This is a genomic window from Pantoea pleuroti (assembly GCF_014156615.1).
Taxonomy (GTDB): domain Bacteria; phylum Pseudomonadota; class Gammaproteobacteria; order Enterobacterales; family Enterobacteriaceae; genus Pantoea; species Pantoea agglomerans.
Window position 1 is genome coordinate 195,631 of record NZ_SBFD01000003.1, and the last position, 14,078, is coordinate 209,708.

General features: G+C 59.1%; 8 protein-coding genes. 6 read left to right on the forward strand and 2 right to left on the reverse strand.

Translation table 11 applies throughout. The features are described 5' to 3' along the window. Nucleotides 1-292: 292 nt before the first annotated feature. Both EPG66_RS08645 and EPG66_RS08650 read right to left on the reverse strand, forming a co-directional pair. Nucleotides 293-1,636, reverse strand: coding sequence for a carbohydrate porin (locus EPG66_RS08645; protein ID WP_182686532.1), 1,344 nt, complete (start codon nt 1,634-1,636; stop codon nt 293-295). A 209-nt stretch (nt 1,637-1,845) separates the two neighbouring features. Beyond that, on the reverse strand, nt 1,846-2,805 hold the full coding sequence (locus EPG66_RS08650) for an aldo/keto reductase (protein WP_182686534.1): 960 nt from the start codon (nt 2,803-2,805) through the stop codon (nt 1,846-1,848). A gap of 240 nt (nt 2,806-3,045) precedes the next feature. Between EPG66_RS08650 and EPG66_RS08655 the strand changes: the two genes are divergently transcribed. Genes EPG66_RS08655 through baeR form a run of 6 tightly spaced genes read left to right on the forward strand, consistent with a single transcriptional unit; the run spans nt 3,046 to nt 14,034 of the window. Next, nucleotides 3,046-4,284, forward strand: a complete 1,239-nt coding sequence (locus EPG66_RS08655) for an MdtA/MuxA family multidrug efflux RND transporter periplasmic adaptor subunit (RefSeq protein ID WP_109650796.1) — start codon at nt 3,046-3,048, stop codon at nt 4,282-4,284. Further along, the gene (locus EPG66_RS08660; RefSeq protein WP_182686536.1) at nt 4,284-7,406 is read left to right on the forward strand and encodes an MdtB/MuxB family multidrug efflux RND transporter permease subunit; all 3,123 of its coding nucleotides are present in this window, start codon (nt 4,284-4,286) and stop codon (nt 7,404-7,406) included. The genes EPG66_RS08655 and EPG66_RS08660 overlap by 1 nt, the downstream gene beginning before the upstream one ends. Further along, nucleotides 7,403-10,477, forward strand: a complete 3,075-nt coding sequence (mdtC, locus tag EPG66_RS08665) for a multidrug efflux RND transporter permease subunit MdtC (RefSeq protein WP_031592105.1) — start codon at nt 7,403-7,405, stop codon at nt 10,475-10,477. Before EPG66_RS08660 ends, mdtC begins: the two co-directional genes overlap by 4 nt. A 51-nt stretch (nt 10,478-10,528) precedes the next feature. Continuing rightward, complete coding sequence (mdtD, locus tag EPG66_RS08670) at nt 10,529-11,935, forward strand: MFS transporter (protein ID WP_031592103.1); 1,407 nt, start codon at nt 10,529-10,531, stop codon at nt 11,933-11,935. Then, nucleotides 11,932-13,320: an envelope stress sensor histidine kinase BaeS gene (baeS, locus tag EPG66_RS08675; protein ID WP_031592101.1), complete on the forward strand. Its 1,389-nt coding sequence runs from the start codon at nt 11,932-11,934 to the stop codon at nt 13,318-13,320. The genes mdtD and baeS overlap by 4 nt, the downstream gene beginning before the upstream one ends. Before the next feature lie 6 nt (nt 13,321-13,326). Further along, nucleotides 13,327-14,034, forward strand: a complete 708-nt coding sequence (baeR, locus tag EPG66_RS08680; protein ID WP_031592098.1) for an envelope stress response regulator BaeR — start codon at nt 13,327-13,329, stop codon at nt 14,032-14,034. The last annotated feature ends 44 nt before the right edge of the window (nt 14,035-14,078 follow it).

Here is a 14,078-nt window from a genome sequence, read left to right on the forward strand (position 1 = left end):
AGCCCGGCACCTGCCTGCTCTGAAACTTCAGTGTGTTTTGTTAAAAGGGCACGAGAGTGAAGGCATGAGCGCCTCTGCTGCTGAAAGGGCTATCCGCAGCGCTGAGGCGTGACGGCGGGCCAGAAGTCCACGCCGGGAAGCGTGGAGAGTTCGGGGCCGGCCAGGGAGGGCCGATCTCCGAACGGTTCGTCGGCACGCCGTCAAAGCCGAAGGTACCGCCTGAGCAGCGCGAGGACGGCCCGGCAGCAGCAGAGGTGCTCTGGCCCGCACTGCGGCTCGCTCGCCCGGAAAATCAGAAGGCAATATTCGCGCTGATACCGCCGATAAACGCATCTTTCACTTCACTGACTGCGCCCGGTGCAACCACATACTGCAGGTTAGGTCGCAGTGACATCCAGTTAGTTACTTTAGCGTTGTAGTAAACCTCATAGTTGTACTCTGAACCTTCCTGAATCGGCAGATAGGTCGGGCTGTCAAAGCGGCTCTCGCCATTAGCCTGATTCTGCTGACGCAGTGAGCGGGTATAGTCGCTGTTCACATGAATACGTGACGCGCCCACGCCGATCTCATCCTGAGGACGGGCATCAAACGGTCCTGTCCAGGTAAACGCAATAGACTGATAGTTGTCGGTCTTTGAGGTCTTGTGATCGTTCATCACCGCCTGCACCCGCACGCCCAGACCGCGATTCACATCGCCATCCTGCGCGGTCAGCTGTTGCTGTAACAGCAGATAGCCGCCATAGGAATGGGCCTGATCCTGATAGCCGCCGTTTCGCCAGCTGCCATAAACATCGCCATCCACCGACGAATAGTAATAGCCGATGCGGTAGTTACCCGGTAATTTCTCCGGCCCGAAGGTCGGTTTCCAGCCCAGTTCGACCGGCACCAGATTTCCTTCTGAATTGCTGGTATCCAGACGGAAACCATCACCGCGATCGTAGTTAGCGCGGTTCTGGTTATAGAAACCGACCTGGAAGAAAACGTCCGGCGTGATATTGAATTTCACCCGGCCGCCCCACTGCGACACCGGCCAGTTGAACCAGCGATCGCCGCGCCAGTTACCCGCCTGCCCGCTGCCCAGCGCCAGGTTCTGGAACAGATTGCCATCGAAGTTATCGAAGTCTTCCCCCACCGTCACCCGCCCGGCTTTCACATCGACCACATCGTTAAACAATCCTTTGCGCAACCAGAACTGGGTCAGACGCCAGGTCTGGCCGCGACCGTAAACTTCCTGCACCGAGGAGAGCATACCGGTGCGTTGATCCGCGACCTGTTCAGAAAGATTCTGTCCGTTACGACTGGTCACGGTCATCTGGAACTCGGCATCCTGCCAGTCCAGCAGCTTCTGCAGATCGAAATTAGTGCCGAACGACCACTGATCGCTGTAGCGCATGGTGGTGTTGGTATCTGCCCCGCCGCCTAAATTCGCGGCGCTTTCCATGGTGTAGTTAACGTCAAACTTAATGCCGTCGTCCTGCAGCTGCGTTCGGTACCCGCCCCAGTCACCAAACATCCATTCGGAGTCCGGACTCAGGGCGTCAGCGGCCATTGCCTGCGCGGAAAACATGGCCAGGATCAGGGTGCCGGTTGCCACACGGCGCAGCGGAAAACGCTGCTCTGCTTTTCTGTTTTTCATCTTGCTTATTCTTATGTAAGTTACGGAAAATGACGCGCAGAGGATAGTGCTGGATAATCTCTGTTTTTTGTAAATACGTGCGCATAATTACCCGTAACATCCGTTTATTAACGCATTTGTGATCGGGATCGCTGATTGGTTATTCTCTGGGCGGGATGCCAATTTTTTGACAGGAGCAGCGTAAAAAGGGGCGCTATCGCCCCTTGTGTTTACTGGCTTGCCTGATTTAGTTGTTCAATCTGCGCCGGGGTCAGCGTCAGCTGCATCGCGCCAGTCAGATCGTCGAGCTGTTTCAGCGAGGTAGCACTGACAATCGGTGCGGTGATACCGGGACGGGCGATGAGCCAGGCCAGCGCCACCTGCGTCGGCGTCACCTGATGCGCTTCGCTGATAGCATCCAGTGCGTCGAGGATCCGCAAGCCACGCGGATTAAGGTATTTATCTACGACACCCTGACCGCGCGCGCTTTTACCCGCATCCGCCGCCTCGCGGTATTTGCCACTGAGAAAGCCGCTGGCGAGTGAATAGTAGTTAATAACGCCCAGACCCTGCGCCATCACCACCGGCTCCAGCTCCGACTCATAGGGCTGGCGGTCATAAAGGTTATATTCAGGTTGCAGGGTTTCATAGCGTGCCAGCCCCTGCGTTTCACTGATCTGCAATGCCTCCTGCAGCCGCGCCGCGCTGTAATTGGAGGCACCAATCGCCCGCACTTTGCCCTCTCTGATCAGGCTGTCAAAGGCGCTTAGCGTTTCCGCCAGCGGCGTATCCTGATCGTCGCGGTGCGCCTGGTAGAGGTCGATATAGTCGGTCTGCAACCGGCGCAGGGAATTTTCGACTGCCTGACGGATATATTGCGGTTTGAGTCCGGTTTTCTCCGGCGACAATTCCATGCCAACCTTGGTTGCCAGCACGATCTGGTCGCGTTTGCCGCTTTTTTTCAGCCATTCACCCATAATGGTTTCCGATTCACCGCCTTTATTGCCCGGTGCCCAGCGGGAATAGACGTCGGCGGTATCGATAAACCACAGGCCTCGATCAACCAGCGCATCCAGCAGAGAAAAGGAGGTGGTTTGATCCACTGTCCAGCCAAACACGTTGCCGCCAAACGTCAGCAACGGCACCGCGATACCACTGTCACCCAACTGCCGGGTTTGATTCTGACTCATTTCCTGCTCCTTATTTGCCTGAAAAAACCGCCTGTCTTTCAGCATAGCAAAGTGATTTCACGGCTTTATGACGATTGTGATGCGATTAATGAAAGAACAGGCATAATTACCCCGCCCTGACAGATATCCTTATTTCCTTCAACTTCTGCCCGTCAGAGGCGGCTACACTCTGTCGTTTGCAGGCTACCCATTTGATGCCTGCGCCTGGGACTACGTCACTGCTGGAGAGCACCAACAATCATGAGCACCCGACATCCTGTTATGAAGAAAACCCTTATCGTGCTGGCCCTGATCGCCGTGGCCGCTGGCGGCTATTATGTCTGGCAGCGCCATGCCCAGCCCCAGAGCAGCAGTCAGAGTGACGCACCTGCGCCACGTGGCGGCAAAGGCGGCGGTGACGGCGCCCGTCGTCCCCTCGCGCCGGTTCAGGCCGCTACGGCCACCAGCCAGAGCGTGCCGCACTATCTGAGTGGACTGGGTACGGTGACCGCGGCTAACACGGCCACGGTGCGCAGCCGGGTCAATGGCGATCTGCTGGCAATCCACTTCACCGAAGGCCAGCAGGTGAAAGCGGGCGAGCTACTGGCAGAAGTCGACCCGCGGCCTTATCAGGTGGCGTTAACGCAGGCGCAGGGCCAATTGGCGAAAGATCAGGCGACGCTGGCCAACGCCCGTCGTGACCTGGCGCGCTTCGAGAAGCTGGCAAAAACCTCGCTGGTGTCGCAACAGGAACTGGATACCCAGCGCTCACTGGTCAGTGAAACGCTCGGCACGCTGAAAGCGGATGAGGGAAGCGTCGCCAGTGCGCAGCTCAATCTTACCTACAGCCGGATCACCGCGCCGATTGCCGGCCGCGTCGGGCTGAAACAGGTGGACGTCGGCAACTACGTCACCAGCGGCGACACCACCGGTATCGTGGTGATCACCCAGACGCACCCGATTGATGTGGTTTTTACCCTGGCTGAGAACAGCATCAGTTCCATACTCAAGGCGCAGAAAAGCGGTGAGCCGCTGCTGGTGGAAGCCTGGGATCGCAGTAATCAGAATCTGATCGCCAGCGGCAAACTGCTGAGCCTTGATAACCAGATTGATGTCACCACCGGCACCATCAAAATTAAAGCGCGTTTTGATAATCAGGACGACACGCTGTTTCCCAATCAGTTCGTGAATGTGCGGCTGAAGGTCAATACCCTGCAGGATGCGATTGTTATCCCACCTGCCGCGCTGCAGATGGGCAACGAAGGCAACTTTGTCTGGGTGGTTAACAGTGACAACAAGGTCAGTAAGAAAAGCGTGATTGCTGGCTTGCAGGATAGCGAGAAAGTGGTAGTCAGCGCCGGTCTGGAGGCAGGTGAACGCGTCGTGACCGATGGGCTGGATCGCCTGACGGAAGGCGCAAAAGTCGAGGTGGTCGCGCCGCAGAGCAACGCACCGCGCGCTACCCGCGCCGCCCTGCCGTCAAAAGGAGAGCGTGAGTAATGCAGGTCATGCCTCCCGATCACAGTGGCGGACCGTCACGCCAGTTTATCCTGCGGCCGGTCGCCACCACGCTGTTGATGATTGCGATCCTGCTGGCCGGGGTGCTGGGCTACCGCTTCCTGCCGGTCTCGGCGCTGCCGGAAGTCGACTATCCTACTATTCAGGTCGTCACGCTCTATCCGGGTGCCAGCCCGGATGTGGTCACCTCCTCCATCACCGCGCCGCTTGAGCGCCAGTTTGGTCAGATGTCTGGCCTGAAACAGATGGCGTCGCAAAGCTCCGGCGGTGCCTCGGTGGTGACGCTGCAGTTCCAGCTGACGCTGCCGCTGGATGTGGCAGAGCAGGAGGTGCAGGCTGCCATTAACTCCGCCACTAACCTGCTGCCCAACGACCTGCCTAATCCGCCGGTCTACAGCAAAGTGAATCCTGCCGATCCACCGATCATGACGCTTGCCGTCACCACGCGCAGCATGCCGCTGACGCAGGTGCAGGACATGGTGGAAACGCGGGTGGCGCAGAAAATCTCTCAGGTCAGCGGCGTCGGACTGGTGACGCTATCGGGCGGTCAGCGTCCGGCGGTGCGGGTGAAAATGAATGCGCAGGCGCTGGCTGCGCTGGGTCTGACCAGCGAAACGGTGCGGACCGCCATCAGCAATGCCAACGTTAACTCCGCCAAAGGCAGCCTGGATGGTCCGACCCGCTCAGTTACCCTGTCAGCCAATGACCAGATGAAATCAGCGGAAGATTATCGCCAGCTGATTATCAGCTACAAAAACGGCGCACCGGTGCGTCTTGGCGACGTGGCGACCATAGAACAGGGGGCAGAAAACAGCTGGCTTGGCGCCTGGGCCAACCGCGATGCGGCGATTGTGCTCAACGTTCAGCGTCAGCCCGGTGCCAATATCATCGCCACAGCAGATAATATCCGTGCCATGTTGCCCGCCCTGACCGCTGCCCTGCCGAAGTCGGTGGAGGTTAAACTGCTCACCGACCGCACCACCAATATTCGCGCTTCGGTCAACGACACGCAGTATGAGCTGATGCTGGCGATGGCGCTGGTGGTGATGATTATCTATCTGTTTCTGCGCAACGTGCCCGCCACGCTGATCCCGGCGGTTGCGGTGCCTCTGTCGCTGATCGGCACCTTCGCGGCGATGTACTTCCTCGGCTTTTCAATTAACAACCTGACGCTGATGGCGCTGACCATCGCCACCGGCTTTGTGGTCGATGATGCCATCGTGGTGATTGAGAACATCTCACGCTATATCGAGAAAGGGGAAAAGCCGCTGACCGCCGCGCTGAAAGGTGCCGGAGAGATCGGCTTTACCATCATCTCCCTCACCTTCTCGCTGATTGCGGTCCTGATCCCGCTGCTGTTTATGGGCGACGTGATCGGCCGTCTGTTCCGCGAATTTGCCGTGACGCTGGCGGTGGCGATTCTGATTTCAGCGGTGGTCTCACTGACCCTGACGCCGATGATGTGCGCCAGGATGCTGAGCGCGGAGTCGCTGCGCAAACAGAACCGCTTTTCGCGGGCCAGCGAAGCGATGTTTGATCGTATCGTGGCCGCCTATGGTCGCGGCCTGAAACGGGTACTCAATCATCCCTGGCTCACGCTGTCGGTGGCGCTTGGCACCCTGGTGCTGACGCTAGTGCTGTGGATGCTCATCCCGAAAGGCTTTTTCCCGCAGCAGGACAACAGCATTATTCAGGGCACGCTGCAGGCACCGCAGTCGGTCTCCTATGCCAGCATGGCACAGCGCACCCGCGCCGTCGCCTCCATCATCATGAAAGATCCGGCAGTAGAGAGCATGACTTCGTTTGTCGGCGTGGATGGCACCAATGCCTCGCTGAACAGCGCGCGTCTGCAGATCAACCTCAAACCGCTGGATCAACGCGACGACCGCATTCCTGCCATTCAGCAGCGCCTGCAACAGCAGGTCAGTGAGGTACCGGGCGTGCAGCTGTGGCTGCAGGCGGTGCAGGATCTCACCATTGATACCCAGGCGAGCCGCACGCCCTATCAGTTCACGCTGCAATCGGGTTCACTGTCTTCGCTCAGCACCTGGGTTCCGGCGCTGCTGACCCGGCTCAGTACCCTGCCACAGCTGCGTGATGTCAGCAGTGACTGGCAGGATCAGGGTCTGGAAGCCTATGTCAAAGTGGACCGCGACAGCGCCAGCCGCCTTGGCATCAGCATGGCGGATGTCGATAACGCGCTGTACAACGCCTTTGGTCAGCGGCTCATCTCCACCATTTATACCCAGGCGAACCAGTATCGGGTAGTGCTGGAGCAGGACAATAGTGCCACTCCAGGCATGGAGAGCCTGAATGCGATTCGCCTTAACAGCAGCGACGGCGGCAGCGTACCGCTGAGCGCCATTGCCCGCATTGAACAGCGCAACACGCCGCTCAGCATTAACCATCTCGACCAGTTTCCGTCGGCGACCTTCTCCTTCAACGTGGCTGACGGCTATTCGCTGGAAGATGCGGTGAAAGCGGTGTCGCAGGCTGAAGCCGAGCTTGGCATGCCCGCAGAGCTGATGACGCAGTTCCAGGGCAGCACGCTGGCGTTTGAAGCGGCGCTGAGCAGCACCGTCTGGCTGATTGTGGCGGCGATTGTGGCGATGTACATCGTGCTGGGCGTGCTTTATGAGAGCTTTATTCACCCCATCACAATTCTCTCAACGCTGCCCACGGCGGGTGTCGGCGCGCTGCTGGCGCTGATGCTCAGCGGCAATGAGCTGGATATCGTGGCGATAATCGGCATCATCCTGCTGATCGGCATCGTGAAAAAGAACGCCATCATGATGATCGACTTTGCGCTGGCGGCCGAGCGTGAACAGGGTATGAAGCCTGTTGATGCCATCTATCAGGCCTGCCTGCTGCGCTTCCGCCCGATTCTGATGACCACGCTGGCCGCCCTGCTCGGCGCGCTGCCGCTGATGCTCAGCACCGGCGTCGGTGCCGAACTGCGTCATCCGCTGGGGATTGCCATGGTTGGCGGGCTGATTCTGAGCCAGGTGCTGACCCTGTTTACCACACCGGTGATCTACCTGCTGTTTGATCGACTGGCGCACGCCACCCGCCGCCGCTTTGCCCGCACGGAGGCCGCAGAGTGAAGTTCTTTGCCCTGTTCATCAACCGGCCCGTCGCCACCACCCTGCTGACGCTGGCCATCGCACTGGCGGGGATGCTGGGTTTCCGGCTGCTGCCGGTGGCGCCGCTGCCGCAGGTTGATTTTCCGGTGATCGTTATCTCGGCTTCGCTGCCGGGTGCCGCACCGGAGATCATGGCGTCGTCGGTGGCCACGCCGCTGGAACGCTCGCTGGGACGCATCGCGGGCGTCAGTGAAATGACCTCTACCAGTTCGCTGGGCAGCACCCGCATCATTCTGGTGTTTGATTTTGATCGCGACATCAACGGAGCCGCGCGCGATGTGCAGGCCGCGATTAACGCAGCGCAAAGCCTGCTGCCTACCGGGATGCCGTCGCGCCCGACCTATCGCAAAGTGAACCCTTCAGATGCGCCGATTATGATCATGACGCTGACCTCGGATACCTATAATCCGGGTCAGCTCTACGATTACGCCTCGACCCAGCTGGCGCAGAAACTGTCACAGATTGAGGGCGTGGGCGACGTCACCGTGGGTGGCAGCTCGCTGCCTGCGGTCCGCGTGGCACTGAATCCACAGGCGCTGTTTAATCAGGGCGTCTCGCTGGATGCGGTGCGCACCGCCATTTCCAACGCCAATCAGCGACGGCCGCAGGGCGCACTGGATGATTCACAGCAGCGCTGGCAGTTGCGTACCAATGACGCGTTGCAGACCGCCAGTGAGTATCAGCCGCTGATAGTGCATTACAACAACGGCGCGGCGGTCAGGCTGTCGGATGTGGCGACAGTCGAAGATTCGGTGCAGGACGTACGCAACGCCGGGATGTCGCGCGGTAAACCGGCGGTGCTGCTGCTGATCCGCAAAACGCCTGAAGCCAACGTCATCGATACGGTGGACCGCATTCGCGCCGAAATGCCGCTGCTGCATGAGGTGATCCCGGCCGCCATCGATCTGCAGATTGCGCAGGATCGCTCACCCACCATTCGCGCCTCGCTGCATGAGGTGGAGCAGTCGCTGGTGATCGCCGTGGCGCTGGTGATTCTGGTGGTGTTTGTTTTCCTGCGTTCGGGCCGCGCCACGCTGATCCCGGCCGTCGCGGTGCCGGTTTCACTGATCGGCACCTTCGCCGCGATGTACCTGTGCGGCTTCAGCCTCAACAACCTGTCGCTGATGGCGCTGACCATCGCCACCGGCTTTGTGGTGGATGATGCGATTGTGGTGCTGGAGAACATTGCCCGACACGTAGAAGCGGGCATGAAGCCGCTGGCCGCCGCACTGAAAGGGGTGCGGGAAGTCGGTTTTACCGTGTTGTCGATGAGCCTGTCACTGATTGCCGTGTTCCTGCCGCTGCTGATGATCGGCGGACTGATTGGCCGCTTCTTCTCAGAATTTGCCATTACGCTGTCGGTGGCTATCGTCATCTCGCTGTTTATCTCGGTCACCCTGACGCCGGTGATGTGCGCTTATCTGCTTAAGCCGCACGCGCCGCGCAGCCAGCCGCGTCAGCGCGGCGCGGGCCGGCTGCTGATGGCGATCCAGCAGGGCTATGGCCGCTCGCTTAGCGTGGTACTGAACCATGCGCGCTGGGTGATGGTGCTGTTTTTCGCCACCATCGTCCTGACCGGCTGGCTGTTTGTCCATATTCCGAAAACCTTTATGCCGGAGCAGGATACCGGACGACTTTCCGGGTTTATCTCTGCCGACCAGAGCATTTCGTTTCAGGCAATGCGCAGTAAACTGCAGGATTTTATGGAGATTGTCGGGGCCGATCCGGCGGTAGAGAGCGTGGTGGGCTTCACCGGCGGGATGCGTACCAACAGCGGCTCCATGTTTATCTCGCTGAAGCCGCTGTCGGAGCGAAAAGAGAGCGCAGTGGAGATTATCGCCCGCCTGCGCAATAAGCTGGCGAAAGAACCCGGGGCCAGTCTCTATCTGAATGCGGTGCAGGATCTGCGCGTCGGCGGTCGGGAATCGAATGCCGGTTATCAATATTCCCTGCTGTCGGACGACCTTAACGCCCTGCGTGAGTGGGAGCCAAAAATCCGTCAGGCGTTCTCTGCCCTGCCACAGCTGGCGGATGTGAACTCCGATCAGCAGGATAAAGGCAGCGAAATGGCGCTGACCTATGACCGGGAAAGCATGGCGCGGCTCGGCATCGACGTCTCTCAGGCCAATGCCCTGCTGAATAACGCCTTTGGTCAGCGTCAGATCTCCACCATCTATCAGCCGCTTAACCAGTACAAAGTGGTGATGGAGGTCGATCCGCGCTACACCCAGGATATCAGCGCCCTTTCGCAGATGTTTGTAATAAACAGCGAAGGTAAAGCGATTCCGCTGTCGTGGTTTGCCCACTGGCAGCCCGCGAATGCGCCGCTCTCGGTCAACCATGAAGGGCTGTCTGCCGCCTCGACCATTTCATTTAACCTGCCGGAAGGGGTGTCGCTGTCGCAGGCGTCGGAGGCAATTGAACGCACCATGACCGCGATTGGCGTGCCCTCCAGCGTGCGCGGCAGCTTTGCCGGTACGGCGCAGGTGTTTCAGCAGTCGCAAAGTAATCAGCTCTGGCTGATGCTGGCGGCGATTGCGGCGGTCTATATCGTGCTGGGGATCCTCTATGAGAGCTATGTCCATCCGCTGACGATCCTCTCTACCCTGCCCTCGGCGGGTGTCGGTGCGCTGCTGGCGCTGGAGCTGTTCGATACGCCCTTCAGCCTGATTGCGCTGATCGGTATTCTGCTGCTGATCGGAATCGTGAAAAAGAACGCCATCATGATGGTCGATTTTGCGCTGGAGGCAGAGCGCAACGGCCAGCTCAGCGCGCGGGAGGCAATTTTCCAGGCGTGCCTGTTGCGCTTCCGGCCGATTATGATGACGACGCTGGCGGCGCTGTTTGGCGCGCTGCCGCTGGTGCTGACCAGCGGTGACGGCGCAGAGCTGCGTCAGCCGCTGGGGATTACCATTGCCGGTGGGCTGGTGATGAGCCAGTTACTGACGCTCTACACCACGCCGGTGGTCTATTTAATGATGGATAAGTTGCGCCGTAAAAAACGCCCGCTGGCTGCCGCGCAGCAGCCGTAACAGGTATGGCGGCAGCAGACATCGGACGTGACGCCTTTATCGGGGGGAGCGATGAGTACGCAAAGCACTAACGTCCGCTGGCAACTGTGGATTGTTGCCATCGGCTTTTTTATGCAGACGCTGGATACCACTATCGTGAATACCGCGATCCCGTCGATGGCGCACGATCTGGGTGTCAGCCCGCTGCACATGCACTCGGTCATCGTCTATTACGTGCTGACGGTCGCCGTCATGCTGCCGGTCAGCGGCTGGCTGGCCGACCGTTTTGGCGTGCGCAACATTTTCTTCTGCGCGATTGTGCTATTCAGCCTGGGATCACTGCTGTGCGCCCTTTCCGGCACTCTGGATCAGTTGGTGCTGTCGCGGGTGGTTCAGGGGATTGGCGGGGCCATGATGGTGCCGGTGGGTCGCCTGACGGTGATGAAAATCGTGCCGCGCGAGCAGTATATGTCCGCCATGACGTTTGTCACTCTGCCCGGCCAGATTGGCCCGCTGCTGGGTCCGGCGCTGGGCGGTGTGCTGGTGGAGTACGCCAGCTGGCACTGGATCTTCCTGATCAATATCCCGGTCGGCATCGCAGGCGCTATCGCCACCCTGATGCTGATGCCCAACTACAGCATGCAGACGCGGCGCTTTGATTTCGGCGGTTTTATCCTGCTGGCCGCCGGAATGGCAACCCTGACGCTGGCGCTGGATGGTCAGCGCAGCAGTGGCGGCTCTCCGCTGCTGCTGGGTGCCATGATCCTCATTGGCATGTTTTCTTTGCTGTTCTACCTGATGCATGCGCGCGGCAATGATAATGCGCTGTTCAGCCTGAAGCTGTTTGATAATCGTATCTACTCCATCGGACTGCTCGGCAGTTTTACCGGCCGCATCGGCAGCGGCATGCTGCCCTTTATGACGCCTATCTTTCTGCAGCTCGGCATGGGTTACAGCCCGTTTCATGCTGGTCTGATGATGATTCCGATGGTGCTGGGAAATATGGGGATGAAGCGCATTGTGGTGCGCATCGTCAATCTCTTTGGCTACCGCAACGTGCTGGTGATGTCGACCGTGGCGCTGGCGCTGGTGGTCCTGCTGTTCCCGCTGGTGGCAATTCTGGGATGGGTCTGGCTGCTGCCACTGGTGCTGTTTCTGCAGGGCATGGTCAACGCCATTCGTTTCTCCTCAATGAATACCCTGACGCTGAAGGAGCTGCCCGATGAGCTGGCGTCCAGCGGCAACAGCCTGCTGTCGATGATTATGCAGCTGTCGATGAGTATTGGCGTTACCGTGGCCGGGCTGCTGCTGGGGGCATTTGCTCAGGAGAGCGCAGCGAACAGCACGGCGGAACATCAGATGTTTATTTATACCTACCTTTGCATGTCGCTGATTATCATCCTGCCCGCGCTGGTGTTCTGGCGCGTGCCGCCACAGGTGAGTACCAACGTTGATTTGCGACGCCGGAGAAAAAAATGAGAGTTAACCTGCGCCTGGGCATCGGGGCCAAACTGTTTATGGCGATTTTCGCCACCTGCATGCTGGTGCTGATTACCATGCACTGGGGAGTTCGCCTCAGTTTCGAGCATGGCTTTGTCGACTACATTAAGCGCGGCAACGAGCAGCGGTTAAATCTGCTCAGCGATGCCCTGGCCGATCAGTATGAGCAGCACGGCAACTGGGATTTTTTGCGCCACAACGATCGGCTGGTGTTCACCATGCTGCGCTCGCTGGAGCAGAATCCCGACAGCAACAGTCAGCTGCCGCCGCACGGCTGGCGCACCCAGTTCTGGATCCTCGACCAGCAATATAAAGTCCTGGCCGGGCCAAAATCGCCGGTGCCGCCCGAAGGCACGCGACGCAATATCACCACCAGCAATAATAAAGTGGTCGGCTGGGTCATCGGCTCGCCGCCGGAGCGGCTGACGCGCAGCACCGACATTAACTTTGATCAGCAGCAGCGCCGCACCAGCTGGATTATCGTCGGGCTGTCTACGCTGCTGGCGGCGCTGGCGACCTGGCTGATGGGGCGCGGTCTGCTGGCTCCGGTCAAACGACTGGTCGACGGCACCCATCATCTGGCGGCCGGTAATTTTGCCACCCGCGTTGAGGTCAGCAGCCGGGATGAGCTGGGCCAGCTGGCCAGGGACTTTAACCTCCTTGCCAGCTCGCTGGAGAAAAATGAGAGCATGCGCCGCGCCTTTATGGCCGATATCTCCCATGAGTTACGCACACCACTGGCGATCCTGCGCGGTGAACTGGAAGCGATGCAGGATGGAGTCCGCAAACTGACACCGGAAGCGATCGCCTCGCTGCAGAGCGAAGTGGTGGTGCTGACCAAGCTGGTCGACGATCTGCACCAGCTGTCGCTGTCCGATGAGGGCGCTCTTGCCTATCGCAAACAGGCAACCGATCTGGTGCAGCTGCTGGAAGTGACGGCAGGCAGCTTTGCCGAACGCTATCGGGCACACGGCCTGACGCTGAAACTCAATCTGCCCGATAACGCCCCCTTCTTTGGCGACCCCGACCGCCTGATGCAGTTGTTCACTAATCTGCTGGAGAACAGCCTGCGTTACACCGACAGCGGGGGCCGGGTTGAAGTGACGCTGAACTATGAGGCGCCCAACTGGCGCATCGAGTTTGATGACAGCGCACCAGGCGTGGATGGGGAACATCAGGCCCAGATTTTTGAGCGCTTCTTCCGCACCGAAGGCTCGCGCAATCGCGCCAGCGGCGGCTCAGGACTGGGCCTGGCCATCTGTAAAAATATCGCTGACGCGCATGGCGGCGATATTCATGCGGCGCACTCTGATTTAGGTGGACTGAAAATCGCGCTACACTTGCGCTATGTTCCCCTTGTGTAGACGCTTATGAGCCTGGAAAACCACGACCCGCTGATTCTGGTGGTCGAAGATGAGCCGAAACTGGCGCAGCTGATGATCGATTATCTGCATGCCTCGAATTACCGTACCCATCACATCGCCGACGGCAACGCGGTGCTGGAGTATGTGCGCCAGACGCCACCCGACCTGATGCTGCTGGATTTGATGCTGCCAGGCACCGACGGTTTAACGCTGTGCCGTGAAATCCGTCGTCATTCCGAGCTGCCGATCATTATGGTCACCGCCCGTACCGAGGAGATCGATCGGCTGCTGGGGCTGGAGCTGGGCGCGGATGACTACATCTGTAAGCCCTTCAGCCCGCGTGAAGTCGTGGCGCGAGTTAAAACGATTCTGCGCCGGGTAAAACGGTCGGCGGAAGAGCCGCAAAGCGCCTCGTTACTTCGCGTCGATGAGAGCCGCTTCTTCGCCAGCTGGCGCGAAAAACCGCTGGATTTAACACCGGCGGAGTTCCGCCTGCTGAAAACGCTGTCGCTGGAGCCGGGCAAGGTCTTTTCACGCGAACAGCTGCTCAACCATCTCTATGATGACTATCGCGTGGTCACGGACCGCACCATCGACAGCCATATCAAGAACCTGCGGCGCAAGCTGGAGAATCTCGACAGCGAGCAACCTTTTATCCGCGCCGTCTACGGCATGGGCTATCGCTGGGAAGCCGATGCCTGTCATTTGATCTAGTTTGATCCTGATCAATTTACTTCCCTTTTCTCACTGCCTACAAT